At 71.3% G+C, this 13,938-nt stretch carries 14 protein-coding genes; 4 read left to right on the forward strand and 10 right to left on the reverse strand.

Annotated elements, in window-relative coordinates; genetic code table 11:
• Both KZC56_RS04135 and KZC56_RS04140 read left to right on the forward strand, forming a co-directional pair.
• Positions 1–1,356 carry an APC family permease gene (locus tag KZC56_RS04135; protein ID WP_136037149.1) on the forward strand — a complete coding sequence of 452 codons (1,356 nt, stop codon included), beginning with the start codon at positions 1–3 and terminating at the stop codon, positions 1,354–1,356.
• Positions 1,343–1,564: a multidrug transporter gene (locus KZC56_RS04140; RefSeq protein ID WP_247637942.1), complete on the forward strand. Its 222-nt coding sequence runs from the start codon at positions 1,343–1,345 to the stop codon at positions 1,562–1,564. The genes KZC56_RS04135 and KZC56_RS04140 overlap by 14 nt, the downstream gene beginning before the upstream one ends.
• Before the next feature lie 62 nt (positions 1,565–1,626).
• Here KZC56_RS04140 and KZC56_RS04145 read toward each other — a convergent pair whose 3' ends face one another.
• The 8 genes from KZC56_RS04145 to KZC56_RS04180 form a co-directional block, all read right to left on the reverse strand.
• Positions 1,627–2,397 (reverse strand): SDR family NAD(P)-dependent oxidoreductase, encoded by a 771-nt coding sequence (locus KZC56_RS04145; RefSeq protein WP_136037150.1) that lies wholly within the window; start codon positions 2,395–2,397, stop codon positions 1,627–1,629.
• Positions 2,394–3,008 (reverse strand): nucleoside/nucleotide kinase family protein, encoded by a 615-nt coding sequence (locus KZC56_RS04150; protein WP_136037151.1) that lies wholly within the window; start codon positions 3,006–3,008, stop codon positions 2,394–2,396. Before KZC56_RS04150 ends, KZC56_RS04145 begins: the two co-directional genes overlap by 4 nt.
• Before the next feature lie 76 nt (positions 3,009–3,084).
• Positions 3,085–4,095 carry a sugar ABC transporter substrate-binding protein gene (locus KZC56_RS04155; RefSeq protein ID WP_136029715.1) on the reverse strand — a complete coding sequence of 337 codons (1,011 nt, stop codon included), beginning with the start codon at positions 4,093–4,095 and terminating at the stop codon, positions 3,085–3,087.
• Between the two features lie 47 nt (positions 4,096–4,142).
• Positions 4,143–5,186 carry an ABC transporter permease gene (locus KZC56_RS04160; protein WP_240744513.1) on the reverse strand — a complete coding sequence of 348 codons (1,044 nt, stop codon included), beginning with the start codon at positions 5,184–5,186 and terminating at the stop codon, positions 4,143–4,145.
• Complete coding sequence (locus tag KZC56_RS04165) at positions 5,183–6,682, reverse strand: sugar ABC transporter ATP-binding protein (RefSeq protein ID WP_136029713.1); 1,500 nt, start codon at positions 6,680–6,682, stop codon at positions 5,183–5,185. Before KZC56_RS04165 ends, KZC56_RS04160 begins: the two co-directional genes overlap by 4 nt.
• Positions 6,679–7,734 (reverse strand): NAD(P)-dependent alcohol dehydrogenase, encoded by a 1,056-nt coding sequence (locus tag KZC56_RS04170; RefSeq protein WP_136029711.1) that lies wholly within the window; start codon positions 7,732–7,734, stop codon positions 6,679–6,681. The genes KZC56_RS04165 and KZC56_RS04170 overlap by 4 nt, the downstream gene beginning before the upstream one ends.
• Positions 7,727–9,220 carry a xylulokinase gene (gene xylB, locus KZC56_RS04175; protein ID WP_247637943.1) on the reverse strand — a complete coding sequence of 498 codons (1,494 nt, stop codon included), beginning with the start codon at positions 9,218–9,220 and terminating at the stop codon, positions 7,727–7,729. The genes KZC56_RS04170 and xylB overlap by 8 nt, the downstream gene beginning before the upstream one ends.
• On the reverse strand, positions 9,217–9,867 hold the full coding sequence (locus tag KZC56_RS04180; RefSeq protein WP_168443167.1) for an SIS domain-containing protein: 651 nt from the start codon (positions 9,865–9,867) through the stop codon (positions 9,217–9,219). Before KZC56_RS04180 ends, xylB begins: the two co-directional genes overlap by 4 nt.
• Before the next feature lie 139 nt (positions 9,868–10,006).
• Between KZC56_RS04180 and KZC56_RS04185 the strand changes: the two genes are divergently transcribed.
• The gene (locus tag KZC56_RS04185; protein WP_168443166.1) at positions 10,007–10,957 is read left to right on the forward strand and encodes a sugar-binding transcriptional regulator; all 951 of its coding nucleotides are present in this window, start codon (positions 10,007–10,009) and stop codon (positions 10,955–10,957) included.
• Entirely contained in the window at positions 10,957–11,577 is a 621-nt protein-coding gene (locus KZC56_RS04190) for a beta/alpha barrel domain-containing protein (RefSeq protein WP_247637944.1), read from the forward strand. Before KZC56_RS04185 ends, KZC56_RS04190 begins: the two co-directional genes overlap by 1 nt.
• A gap of 10 nt (positions 11,578–11,587) precedes the next feature.
• On the opposite strand, the gene KZC56_RS04195 is transcribed toward KZC56_RS04190, so the two are convergent.
• Together KZC56_RS04195 and corA are read right to left on the reverse strand one after the other, a co-directional pair.
• A complete protein-coding gene (locus KZC56_RS04195) occupies positions 11,588–12,898 on the reverse strand; it encodes an FGGY family carbohydrate kinase (protein ID WP_247637945.1) in 1,311 nt (436 codons plus the stop codon).
• A gap of 20 nt (positions 12,899–12,918) precedes the next feature.
• Positions 12,919–13,935 (reverse strand): magnesium/cobalt transporter CorA, encoded by a 1,017-nt coding sequence (gene corA / locus KZC56_RS04200; protein WP_247637946.1) that lies wholly within the window; start codon positions 13,933–13,935, stop codon positions 12,919–12,921.
• Positions 13,936–13,938: the final 3 nt, after the last annotated feature.

A 13,938-nucleotide genomic window follows, 5' to 3' on the forward strand; every position in this document is an offset into this window, starting at 1 on the left:
ATGACCTCCCAGACTGCGCCCGCGACCGAGGCGCCCACCAAGCTGCGGCGCGCCATCACCGGGCCCCTGCTCTACGCCTTCATCCTCGGCGACGTGCTGGGCGCGGGCATCTACGCGCTCATGGGCGTGCTGTCGGGCAAGGTCGGCGGCCTGCTGTGGGCACCCCTGGTGCTGGCGCTGCTGCTCGCGCTGCTCACGGCGGGCTCCTACGCCGAGCTCGTCACGAAATACCCGCGCGCGGGCGGCGCCGCGGTGTTCGCGGAGCGTGCCTTCCACAGCCCGCTGGTGTCGTTCCTGGTGGGCTTCAGCATGCTCGCGGCCGGGGTGACCAGTGCCGCCGGGCTCGCGATCGCCTTCGCCGGCGACTACCTCAGCACCTTCGTCGACCTGCCGACCATCCCCGTCGCGATCGCCTTCCTCGCACTCGTCGGCCTGCTGAACGCCCGGGGGATCCGCGAGTCGATGGGCGCGAACCTCGTGATGACCGCGATCGAGCTCAGCGGTCTGGTGATCGTGATCGTCGTCGTCGCGATCTTCGTGGGCGGCGGCGGTGGCGACGTGTCGCGCGCGATGGCCGCGCCCGAGGGGTCGAACGTGGCGATCGCCGTGCTCTCCGGAGCCGTGATCGCGTACTACTCGTTCGTCGGGTTCGAGACCTCGGCGAACATGATCGAAGAGGTGAAGGACCCGCGCCGCACGTACCCGCGGGCGCTCTTCGCCGCCCTGATCACCGCCGGCGTCGTGTACGTGCTCGTGGGGCTCGCGAGCGCGATCGCCCTCCCGTCGTCCGAACTGCAGGAGTCCAGCGGCCCGCTGCTCGCCGTGGTGGAGGCCACCGGGGTGAACGTGCCGTCGTGGCTGTTTAGCCTCATCGCCCTCATCGCCGTGGCCAACGGCGCCCTGTTGACCATGATCATGGTCAGCCGCCTCACGTACGGCATGGCCGAGCAGAACCTGTTGCCGTCCGTGCTCGGACGCGTGCTGCCGAAGCGGAAGACCCCGTGGGTCGCGATCCTCACCACGACCCTCGTCGCGATGGGCCTCACGCTCGTCGGCGACCTGGCCACTCTGGCCGAGACCGTGGTGCTGCTGCTGCTCGTCGTGTTCCTCAGCGTGAACGTGTCGGTGCTGGTGCTGCGGCGCGACCGCGTGGAGCACGACCACTTCCGCGTGTGGACCTTCGTGCCCGTGCTGGGCGTCGGGTCGTGCATCCTGCTGCTCACCCAGCAGCGTCCGCAGGTGTGGCTGTTCGGCGCGATCCTGCTCGCGGTGGGCGGGGTGCTGTACGCCGTGGCACGCTGGACGCGTTCCCGTTCGACGACCGACGACCAGAAGGAGCATCATGAGCACGCCTGACCACGACCGCACCGGCGACGACCGCGAGAGCTTCGAGGAGAACCGGCACGACCAGCTCACCGCGGCTCCCGACGCGACCGAGGCCGACGCCGCCCCCCGCATCGACGTGAGCGAGCACGACGGCACCACGCGCGTCGACATCCGCGACGACGCCGAAGTGCGCCCGGGCCCCGGCCCCGGCATGCCCGAGGCCGACGGCGAGGACTGACCCCGCACGCACGAACGCCCGCTCTCCTCCCCCGGGAGCGGGCGTTCGCGTGTGCGCCGCGATCAGAACAGCGTGTAGCCGCCGTCGACCACGAGCACGGTGCCCGACATGAAGCTCGCCGCGTCGGAGGCGAGGAACACGACGGACGGGCTGACCTCACTCGGCGTGGCGTAGCGCTGCTGAGCCGAGTCCTCGATCCAGAAGCGGCGGAAGCGCGGCTCGTCCACCGGCGACATGTCGGTCTTGATGTATCCGGGCGCGACGGCGTTGACCCGCACGCCGGACGGGGCCCACTCCGCCGCGAGCGACTTGGTGAGGTGGTGCACCGCGGCCTTGGAGGCGTTGTACGCCGGCTGGAACTGCGGACGGTTCACGATCTGCGCCGAGATCGAGCCCACGTTCACGATCGACCCGGAGCCGCGGGCGACCATGTGCGCGCCGACGGTCTGCGACATCCGCCACAGGGCCGTGAGGTTCGTGTCGATCACGTGCGACCACTCGTCGTCGGTCACCTCGAGCGCCGGACGGTGGATGCACGCCCCGGCGTTGTTGATGAGGATGTCGAGGCGTCCGCCCGCGGCGTCGATGGCCTCGGCGGCGATGCGGTCGACCGACGCACGGTCGGTCAGGTCGCCCAGCACCACCCAGGCCCGGCGCCCCACGGCCTCGATCTCCGCCGCGGTCTCGCGTGCCGCCGCTTCGTCGCGGCCGTGCACGACCACGTCGGCTCCAGCCTCGGCGAGCGCGCGGGCGAACTCCCGTCCGAGGCCGCGCGTGGCGCCCGTGACGAGGGCGGTGCGGTCGGTGAGGGCGAATGTGTCCATGACGCTCATGCGTCGTCTCCTTCGGTCGGGGTGAGGATCGCGTCGGCCCGGTGGCGGGTCGCGCGGATGAGGTCGGCGTTGGGGCCGTCGACGTGGGTCGCCCAGGCGACGGCGTCGTCGTGGGAGCGGCCGTGGGCCTCGTGACGGGCGACGAGGCGGCGCACGCGCAGTCCGTCGGGCACGTCGAGGTACCAGACCTCGTCGAGCAGCGGGCGCACGCGCTCCCAGCCGCCCGCGTCGTGCAGCAGGTAGTTGCCCTCCACCACGATCACGCGGTCGGAGGGCGAGAGCGGGAGGGCGCCGGCGACCGCGGCGTCGAGGTCGCGGTCGAAGCGCGGGGCGAGCACGGCCTCGCCCGCGCGGAGTCGGGTGAGCAGGGCGGCGAAGCCGTGCACGTCGAAGGTCTCCGGGGCGCCCTTGCGGTCGCGCAGTCCGAGACGGTCGAGGTGCTCGTTGGCGAGGTGGAACCCGTCCATCGGCAGCACCGGCTGCCCCAGGGCGGCGGCGAGCGTGGACTTGCCGGCGCCGGGCGGCCCGACGACGCCGAGCAGGAACGGACGTGCGTCGCGGGAGAGCTCGCGCACCCGGACGGGAGCGTCGGCGGCGGTCAGTGCGCGCATCGGGGTCTTTCGGGGAGGGGACGGGCGGGGGCACGGGCCGGGGGAACGGGCGGTCGCCCGCTCCCCCGACGCGGTGTCACTGGTCCAGCAGACCGGCCTCCTTGTACAGGTCGATGTATTCCTGCACGTTGTCCTTCGTGATCAGCGGGTTGCCGATGTCGACGTTGACCTCGTCCTCGGCGCCCGTGAGCAGGTCGTGCACGGCCTTGAGGTTCAGCTGCGCCAGCTCGCGGGCGTTCTGCAGCGAGGTCGCCGTCATGGTCCCCGCCTCGATGAGCAGCGTGGCCTCGGGGGTGCCGTCCACGCCGAACGCGAGGATGCCGTCGAAGCCGCTCTTGCCCTTCACGGCCTCGAGCGCGCCCGACGCCATGTTGTCGTTCATCGAGATGATCGCGTCGATCTGCGGGTTCGCGAGCGACCAGTCCTCCATGAGGGTCATGGCCTCGTCCTTGTTCCAGTTCGCGATGTCCTCCGCGACGATGTTCACGTCGGTGCGCTTCTCGAAGAACTCCTTCTGCCACGCGTCACGGCGGGCCGTGCTGTGGAAGTTGCCCGCCGGGCCGTTCAGCACCACGACGTTGGCGCCGTCGGGGATCTGCTCGACCGCGAGCTCGGCGACCACGGCGCCCTGCTTGTACGGATCGGCGTCGACCGAGTTGCCGCCGCTCAGGCCCTCGACGCGCGGGTTCGTGGTGATGGTCACGATGCCCGCGTCGATGGACTGCTGGATGTACGGCAGCTGCGCGTCGGCGTTGTTCGCCTGGATGATGATCGCGTCGAACCGGTTGGCGATCGCGTTCTCGATCATCTTGTTCTCGATCTCGTCGTCGGCCTGGCCGTCGAACACCTCGAGAGTGATGTCGTCGTAGTTGCCGGCTTCCTGCTTCATCTCGTTCGCGAGCCACGCGGCGAACGAGTCGGCCTGGGCGCGGGCGATGTACGCGACGCGGTACTCGTCCTTGTCCTCGGAGGCGCCTCCGCCGCCGTTCCCGGCCGGGTTCCCGGTGGTGACGGCGCAGCCGGCGAGGCTGATCGCCGCGGCGGCAGCGGCGCCGAGCGCGATGATCCTGCGGGTAAGACTCTTCATTGTCTTCTCCTGTTTTCTGTGGGTGGGTGAAGCGATGGACGGAGGGGTCAGGACGAGGTCCTGCCGCCTCCCGGATCGGATGCGGACGAGGAGGCTCCGACGGGGAAGGGGTCGCCCTTCGCGTCGGACTTGAGGATGGTGGTCTTCGCCTTGCCGCGCTTGCTGAAGACGTCGTAGGCGACGGCGACGACGATGATGGCGCCCATCACGATCTGCTGGATGTACGAGCCGATCCCGATGAGGTTCATGATGTTGCCGAGGATGCCGACGATCAGCGCGCCCGCGAGGGTGCCCATGACCGTGCCGACGCCGCCCGAGAAGCTGGTGCCGCCGATGATCGGGGCGGTGATGGCCTGCAGCTCGTAGCCGACGCCCGCGTTGGGGAGCCCGGCGTTGACGCGCGACATGAAGATCACGCCCGCGATGCCGACCAGGGCGCCGTTGACGAGGAACGCCTGGTACTTCACCCGCTCGACCGAGATGCCGGCAGCGCGAGCCGCCTCCTCGTTGCCGCCGACCGCGTAGACGGAGCGGCCGTAGCGCGTCTGGTTCATCAGGTACCAGATCACGATGGTGACGCCGATGAGCACCAGCACCGGGATGGGCAGCCAGCCGAGGTTGCCCTGGCCGATGAGGATGAAGTCGCCCAGCTGCAGCACGTTCTGCCCCTGCGTGAGCTCGAGCACCGCGCCGCGCGCCATCAGCATCATGCCGAGGGTCACGATGAACGCGGGGGTCTTCAGCGTCGCCACGAGGAACGCGTTGACGAGGTTGCAGAGCATGCCGATGAGGATGCCGGCGAGGATCGCGAGCAGCAGGTTGCCCGTCGACTTGTAGACCAGCACCGACACGACGCCCGCGAACGCCATGACGGCACCGGCCGACAGGTCGATCATGCCGCCGATGATGAGCGTCATCGCGCCGAACGCGAGGATCGTGATCACGGCGACCTGGCGGAGCACGTTGAAGATGTTGTCGGAGCTCAGGAAGTTCGGGCTCAGGAAGCTCGCCGCGACGATCACCACCAGCAGGATGATGTAGATCGAGAAGCGGTTCACCTCGAGTCTCTTCAGGTTCTGGAGCATTGTCATGCCACCTCGATTTCATTCATGGCGTAGGTGAGGATGGTTTCCTGCGAGAACTGATCGGGCGTCAGCTCCGCGGTGAGGCGTCCGGCCGACATCACGTAGATGCGGTCGCACATCCCGATGAGCTCGGGCAGCTCGGAGGAGATCATGAGGATGCCGCGGCCCTGGCGGGCGAGCTCGGTCATGATCTTGTAGATCTCGAACTTCGCGCCGACGTCGATGCCGCGGGTGGGCTCGTCGAGCAGCAGCACCTTCGGGTCGGCGATCAGCCAGCGGGCGAGGAGCACCTTCTGCTGGTTGCCGCCGCTGAGGTTCGCGATGCGCGTCTGCAGGCTGGGCGCCTTGACGTTCATCTTCTGGAAGTACTCGGTGACGAGCTTCTCCTCCTCGCGGCGCCGCGCGAAGCCCCCGCGGATGACCTTGCGCAGGCTCGCCAGCGTGGCGTTCTTCATGATGCTCAGCTGCGGGACGATGCCGACCAGGCGGCGGTCCTCCGAGAGCATCGCGACGCCGGCCTTGATCGCGTGCGTGGGGTTCTTGATCTTCACGGTCTTCGTGTCGACCTCGATCTCGCCCGCGTCGAGCTTGTCGAGCCCGAACACCGCACGGATGACCTCGCTGCGTCCGGCGCCGATGAGCCCCGCGAGCCCGACGATCTCGCCCGCGCGGATGTGCAGGTCGATGTCCTCGAACATGTGCGCGGCGGAGAGCCCGGTGGCGCGGAACACGGTGTCGCCGATCTCGACCCGCTCCTTGGGGTAGGACTGGTGGTCGAGGTCGCGGCCCACCATCTGCGCGATCACCTGACTGGAGGTGATGTCCGCGGCGGGCTGCGAGCTGACGACGGTGCCGTCGCGCAGCACGCTGATGTCGTCGGCGAGCTCGAAGACCTCGTCCATCTTGTGCGAGATGTAGATGATCGACTTGCCCTGGGCGCGCAGGTCGCGGATCTTCGCGAACAGCGACTCGACCTCCTTGTGCGCGATGGCCGAGGTCGGCTCGTCCATGATCAGCACGTCGGCGCTGTGGTAGACCGCGCGCAGGATCTCCAGGGTCTGGATCTCCGACACGGTGAGGGTGCCCAGGCGCCGGTTGATCGAGAAGTCCAGGCCCTCCTCGGCGAGGATACGGCGGGCCTCGCTGCGGATGAACCGCCAGTCGACCTTGCCGTACTTCATCGGCAGCCGGCCGAGGAAGAAGCTCTCCGCGATCGTCATGCCCGGCACGTAGTTGAGCTCCTGCGAGATCATCGCGATGCCGCGGGCGCGGGCGTCGATGGGGTTCTTGATCCGCACCTCCTCGCCGCGCACCCGGATCGTCCCGGCGTCGGGCTGGTAGATGCCGTTGATGATCTTCATGAGCGTCGACTTGCCGGCGCCGTTCTCGCCGCACAGGGCGTGCACGGTGCCGGGGCGCACGTCGAAGGAGACGTCGTCGAGGGCCTTCACCCCGGGGAACGACTTCGACACCCCCTCGACCGACAGCAGCGTCTCGCTCATGACGCCGCCTTGACCGACGGCTCGTCCACGCGCCGGGTGCGGGGCAGGACGATGCGCTTGAGCGAGTCGATCGACCCCTCGCCCGACAGCGCCTCCTCGACCTGCTCGATGCCGTACACGTGGGTGACGAGCGAGTCGAGCTCGACCTGGCCGGACTCGAGCAGGGCGCGGGCGATGGGCCAGGTGCCGGTGTAGCGGAAGATGCCGGTGACGTTGAGCTCGCGCATCGCGACCTCGGGCACCGAGAGCGGGAACTCGTCAGCGCTGCCCACCAGCACCACGGTGCCGCCCGCGCGGGTGGATCGGATGCCGTTGACGATCGCGGGGGTGGCGCCCGAGGCGTCGATGAAGACGTTCGCCGCCAGCTCGACGGTGGACTCCGCGGCGGGGTCGACCACGCGGGCGCCGTAGGAGGCGGCGAGCTCGCGGCGGGCCGGGTTGATGTCGGCGACCACGACGTCGACCGCGCCGAACGCCTTCGCGACCTGCGCGGCGATGATGCCGATGGGGCCGCCGCCGGCGATCAGCACGGTGTCGCCCACCTTGATGCCGCCCTTCTGCGCGGCGGCGATGCCGACCGACAGCGGCTCCATGAGCGCGGCGGCGTTGTCGCTGATGGCGTCGGGCACCTCGTAGGCGAAGTCGTCCTGGATCAGCACGTAGTCGCAGAAGGCGCCGTCGATCGGCGGGGTGGCGTAGAACTCCATCTGCGGGCAGAGGTTGTAGTCGCCGGCGCGGCAGAAGTCGCAGCGGCGGCACGGGCGCTGCGGCTCGATGGCGACGCGCTGCCCGACGCGGGCGGGGTCGACGTCGGCGCCGACCGCGACGATCCGGCCGCTCACCTCGTGGCCGAGGATCAGCGGGCTCTCGACGACGTAGGGTCCGATGCGTCCGTGCTCGTAGTAGTGCACGTCGGATCCGCAGACGCCGACGCTCGCGACCTCCACGAGCACCTCGTCCGCGGCGGGCGTGGGGACGGGGCGCTCCTCGAGCACCAGGTCCTTCACCCCCCGCAGCACGCTGGCGGTCATCGTGGACGGGATCTCAGACATGAGTGTCCTCTCTCTCGGGGGAAAGCGGGTGGACCGCGGCCGGCTCGGCCTGCAGGTCGGCGAGGTGCAGGTAGCGGTCCCACACGTCGCTGCGGTCGGCGGCGGGCTCGGTCACCGAGGTGGTGGCGGGGCGCCAGGCCGCGGTCACGGCGGCGACCGTCTCGCCGCGGTGCACGGCGGCGGCCTGGATCGCGGCGCCGCGTGCGGTGCCCTCCGGCGCGTCGACGGTGTGCACGGGGCGCTGCGTGAGGTCGGCGATCACCTGCCGGTAGGCGAGCGAGCGGGCGCCGCCGCCGATCGCGATGGTGTGGCCCGTGGTGGGGATGCCGAGCGCCGCGAGGGACCGCTCCCCGCGGACGAGTCCGAGCGCGACGCCCTCGAACGCGGCGAGGGCGAGCTGCTCGCGTCCGGTCGCGGTGGTGAGTCCGGCGAGCATGCCCCGGGCGGACGGGAGTCGGGGCGAGCGCTCCCCGTCGAGGTAGGCGGCCAGCACGGGTCGCTCAGGGTCGAGCGGGGCGGCGAGGGCGAGGTCGGTGAGCTCGCGGTGGTCGACGCCGAGCAGCCGCGCGATCGTGTCGGTCACCTTGGTGGCGTTGAGCGTGCAGACGAGCGGCAGGTAGCCGCCGGTCACGTTGGCGACACCGTCGACGGCCCCGGTCACGTCGGCGACCGGGTCGGGCGTGGTCGCGAACACGACGCCCGAGGTGCCGAGGCTGTACGCCACGTCGCCCTCGCCGAGCCCGATGCCCTGGGCGGCGAGGTGCTGGTCGCCGCCGCCCGCGCTGACCTGCGCGTCGCGGTCGATGCCGAGCGCGTCGGCCGCGGCGGGGAGGATGCGTCCCGCCGCCTCGTCCGGTCCGAGCACCTCGGGCAGCAGCGGCGCCCAGTCGCGCTCGCCCACCGCCTCGTCGAGGATGTCGGTGCGCCAGCGTCCCGTCGCGGCGGAGTAGTAGCCGGTGCCCGAGGCGTCGGAGCGGTCGGTCACGCGGCGGCCGGTGAGGCGGTACGTCAGCCAGTCGTGCGGCACGGAGAGGTGACGCGCGCGGGCGAGGGTCTCCGGCTCGGTCTCGGCCAGCAGCGCGAGCTTCGACACGGTGATGGCCGCCGACGGCACGATCCCGATCTGCTGCGCCCACCAGGCGGCGGGGTGACGCGCGAGCAGCGCCGCGGCCTGCGGGGCGGAGGTGGTGTCGTTCCACAGTCGCGCGGGGCGCAGGACGCGTCCGTCGGCATCCGACACGACGAGGCCGTGGCACTGCGCACCGACGCCGACCGCGACGATCCGCACGTCGGCGCCGCGGCGGGCATCGGCCATCGCGGCGACCAGGGCCGCCCACCACGCCTCGGGGTCCTGCTCGCTGACGGGCGGGTGGGTCACGGGGTGGGGGGCGCGCCCGGTGGCGACGAGCGCCCCGGTGGCGGCGTCGCGCAGCTCGACCGTGCACGACTGGGTGGAGCTGTCGACTCCGGCGACCACGTCGATCATCGCGCGACCTCCTCGAGCGGCGGAACGGTGAGGCGGGAGGGGTCGGCGGGGAGGTCTTCGAGGCGTCCGACGGCGCCCGCGGGGTGCGTGGTCATGAACTCCGCCCACGTGTAGCCGCGACCGCGCATGAGCACCTCGGCGAGCGCGTCGCCCCACGCGGACTGCGCGATCGTGATGCCGGTGGCCACGATGCCGCCGATGTCGGCCGAGGGGTGCACGGCCACGGCGACGCTGTGGTCGGCGAGCCGCGCGAGGGGGGTGTCGTGGCTGCGGGTGAGGGCGATCACGCGGGCGCCGCGGCCGCGGGCGATGCGGGCGAGCTGCACGACCTCGTCGGAGGCGCCGCCGTTGGAGATCAGCAGCACGAGGTCGTCGGCGGTGATGGCGCCGGAGGCCCCGTGCAGCCCGTCCATCGGGGAGAACGGCAGCGACGGCGTGCCGGTGACGGACAGGATGTGCGCCATGCGCCGGGCGACCGTGCCGGAGGTGCCCGAGCCGCCGATGAACAGCTTGCCCGTGGCGGACAGGATCATCGAGGCCGCGGTGACCAGGGTGCCGTCGATCGTGTCGATCAGTGCGCGCACCGCCTCGGCCTCGGCCTGGAGCCGCCCGCGCGCTACCGCCAGGATGTCGTCATCGACGTTCAACACGTTCTCCCTCGATCGCGCCTCGCACATGCTGCGCTCATCTGTGATGCTTGGATGTACGTTTGAGCATAGGAACCGTCGCGAGCCGGAGGAAAGGCAGCCGTCACATATGTCACAGTTTCGTGATTTCAACGCTCAAATGAGCGATGCGACGAAGAGCGTGGATCAGGACCGCGCCCTCATGGCGGCCGTCGCCCGGGCGCACTACCTGGAGGACCGCTCCCGCGTCGACATCTCCGACGCCCTCGGCATCTCGCGCTTCAAGGTCGCCCGCCTGCTCAGCCGCGCCAAGGAGGAGGGCATCGTCACGATCGAGATCCACGACTGGGGTCTCCCCGACGTGGAGCTGAGCCAGCGCCTGCAGGACAAGCTCGGGCTGGAGCGCTGCCTCGTCGTGCGCTCACACGGAGACGACGATGACGTGCGCCGCCAGATCGGCGCCGCCGCCGCCCGCGCGCTCAGCGAGACGCTGCAGGAGGACGAGGTGCTCGGCGTCACCTGGGGCCGCACGCTCACCGCCACCGCGAGCCAGTTCGCGCACCTGCCGCGCCTGTCGATCGTGCAGCTCACCGGCGTCGTGGCGGGCGACCTCGCCTCCTCCCCGATCGAGGTGGTGCGACAGACCTCGCGTCGCGCGGGAGGCGCGGTGTACCCGATCTTCTCGCCGCTCATCGTGGACGACCGCGAGACCGCGATGAGCCTGCGCCGGCACCCCGACATCCGCTCGGCGATCGACCTGTTCCCCTCCGTCACCACGGCGCTGCTGTCGGTCGGAGCATGGGACCCGCCCGTGTCGCAGGTGCGCGACGTGCTGCCCATCGACGACCTCGCCAACGCGCTCAGCAAGGGGTGCGTCGCCGACATCGCCGGCATCCTCATCCGCAGCGACGGGACCCCCGTCGACACGGAGTTCCAGGACCGCTGCATCAACATCTCGTACGAGCAGCTCCAGGAAGTGCCGCGCGTGGTCGCCGTCGCGGGAGGAGCAGCGAAGGCCGACGCGATCCGCACGGTGTCGCGGGTGGGACTGATCAGCGAGCTGTTCACCGACCACGCGCTCGCCCAGGCCGTGCTGGCGGACGACGAGTGATGCGGATCGCCGGGTCGCTGTGGTCCGTGTCCCCGGACGACCGCCTCGACACCGCACTGCGACTGCGCGACGCGGGCCTGGGCCGGCTGCACTGGGACACCACCGACGGGCGGTTCGCCGCGGCCGGGGGCTTCACTCCGGACGACGCCGCCGCGCTGGCCGCGCAGACGGGCATGACGGCCGAGGCGCACGTGATGGCGCACCGCTCCGCGCGCGAGGTCGACGCGTGGGCCGACTTCTGCGACCTCGTGATCGTGCACGTCGAGAGCGACGACTGGAAGGATGCGGTCGCGCGGATCGAACGCCGGGGCGTGCGCGCCGGGCTCGCCGTCTCCCCGCAGACGCCCGCGACGGCCGTGCCGCTCGACCTGCCCGTGCTGTGCATGTCGATCGTGCCGGGGCAGGCCGGGAGCACGTTCGACGAGCGGGTGCTGGCGAAGCTCTCGGCCCTCCGCGATGCCGCACCCGGACGACCCCTGGGCGTGGACGGCGGCGTGCGCCGTGAGCACGCGGAGGCCCTGTCCGCGGCCGGCGCCGACTGGGCCGTGGTCGGCACCGACCTCGTGTTCGACGGCACCGCGGCGTGGTCCGACCTGCTGCGGCCCGCCGCCGACGTCTGAGCCGCGCGGGTCAGGCCGCGGGCGGCAGCTCGCGCCCCAGCGTGCGGGCGGCCTGACGCGCCATGCCCCAGGCGACGAACTCACCCGCGGGCGGTGCCGTCATCGGGATGTCGAGGATGAGCGGCGCGATCTCCCTGACCGCCGCCGACCGGGCGCCGCCGCCGATCAGGATGCCCCGCGCCGTCGGCACCCCGAGCGCGCGGATCGCGTCGAGGCCGTAGCGCAGGCCGCCCAGCACGCCCTCGAACGCGGAACGCGCCAGGTTCTCGCGCGTGGTGGCCGCGAGGGTCATGCCGAACAGGGTGCCCGTGGCGTCGGGCAGGTTCGGCGTGCGCTCCCCCTCGAAGTACGGCTCCAGCACCAGTCCCCCGGCACCCGGGTCGGCGGCGAGCGCGAGCCGCCCGAGCTCCACGTGGTCCACCGCGAGCAGCGTGGCCAGCGTGTCGAGCACGCGCGCCGCGTTCACGGTCGCGACGAGAGGCAGGTGGCCCCCGGCCGCGTCGGCGAAGCCCGCGACCATGCCCGACGGGTCGATCGTGCGGTGGGCACTCGTGGCGAACACCGTGCCGCTCGTGCCGATCGACACCACCACGTCGCCCACGGCCGCGCCGAGCCCCAGCGCCGCACCGGCGTTGTCGCCCGACCCCGGGCCGACGCGGCGCCCGTCCGCATCGGTCACGGCCGCGTCGTGCGCGAGCACGCGGGGCAGGATCGCGTCGCGGCCGAGCGCGGCGCCGAACAGCTCGCGGTCGTAGCCCGCGTCCGTCCAGTAGCCGGTGCCCGAGGCCTCGGAACGGTCGGTGATCAGCTCGTCGAGGTCGGCTCCGCGCGGCGCGTCCGGTCCGAAGCCGCGCAACCGCCAGGTGAGCCAGTCGTGGGGCAGGGCGACCGCTCGCACCTGCGCGGCGTGCTCCGGCTCGTGCTCGCGCAGCCACCGCACCTTGGTGAGCGTGAACGACGGCACGGGCACCAGGCCCGTGCGCTCGGCGAGGGCGGCGGCGCCGTGCTCCGCGATCAGGGCGGCCGCCGCGTCTGCGGAGCGCAGGTCGTTCCACAGCAGGGCCGGTCGCACGACCCGTCCCCGGCCGTCGAGCGCGACCATGCCGTGCTGCTGTCCGCTGATCGCCCAGGCCCGCACGTCGTCGAACCCGCCCGCCGCGGCGATCGCGGCCTGCAGCGCGCGCCACCACTCCTCCGGGTCGACCTCGGTGCCCGGCGGGTGCGGTGCACGCCCCTCGCGGATCACCCGACCGGAGAGGGCGTCGGCGATGACGACCTTGCAGGACTGGGTCGAGGAGTCGATTCCCGCCACGAGTTCCATCCTGCGATCATCCCACGGCGTCAGAGCCATCCCTTGTTCTTGAACGCCGCGTAGAGTCCGAGGCCCATCGCGACCATGAGCGCGAGCGCCATCGGATAGCCGAGCAGCCAGTGCAGCTCGGGCATGTGGTCGAAGTTCATGCCGTAGATCGTGCCGACCAGGGTCGGGGCGAACAGGATCGCCGCCCAGCCGGAGATCTTCTTCACCTCTTCGTTCTGCCGGATGCTGAGCTCGGTCATGCGCCGCATCTCCTCGTTCTGGCGGCGCGCGACGATGGTCGACTCGACCGTGAGCGCGTTGTCGAGCACGGTGCGGAACGTGGTCGCCCTGTCGCTCGCGCGCAAGGTGTGGTCGAGCACGTCGCGCAGGTACCGCTGCAGCTCCTCGCTCACCCGGTACTTGTCGGAACCGCGCAGGAGCGCCTCGAGCATGCCGACGAGCGGCTGGGTGGCGCGCTGGAAGTCGATCACCTCGCGGCCCAGGTCGTAGATGCGCTGCGTGGCGTCCACATCCTCCTCGAACAGCTGGCTCTCGATCTCGTCGATGTCGTTCTCGAGGCCGGCGAGCACGGGGGCGTACTCGTCGACCACCTCGTCGAGGATCGCGTACAGCACGGCCTCCGGCCCGTGGGAGAGCAGCGCGGGGTTGGCCTCGAGGCGGCGGCGCACCCGCGCCAGATCCGGGGCCTCCGCGTGGCGGATGGTCACCACGAAGTCCGGCCCGACGAGCACGTGCACCTCGCCGAACTCGACCTCCTCCAGGTCGTCGAGGTAGCGGGCGGGTCGCAGCACCATGAACAGCACGTCACCGTAGCGCTCGAGCTTGGAGCGCTGGTGGCCGGACAGCGCGTCCTCCACCACGAGCTCGTGGAGGGCGAACTCGTCGGCCACGGCGCGGATCTCCTCCGGACTCGGCCGGTACAGCCCGATCCAGCTCATGCCGCGTCGCTCGCGCATGCGCTCGAACGTCTCGCTGAGGGTCCGCGGGTTCTCCGTGCGGACGCCGTCCACGTAGATCGCGTTGTCGACGATCGCCACGAC

Origin of the sequence: Microbacterium sufflavum, assembly GCF_023091155.1 — a bacterium.
In the GTDB taxonomy this organism is placed as follows: domain Bacteria; phylum Actinomycetota; class Actinomycetes; order Actinomycetales; family Microbacteriaceae; genus Microbacterium; species Microbacterium sufflavum.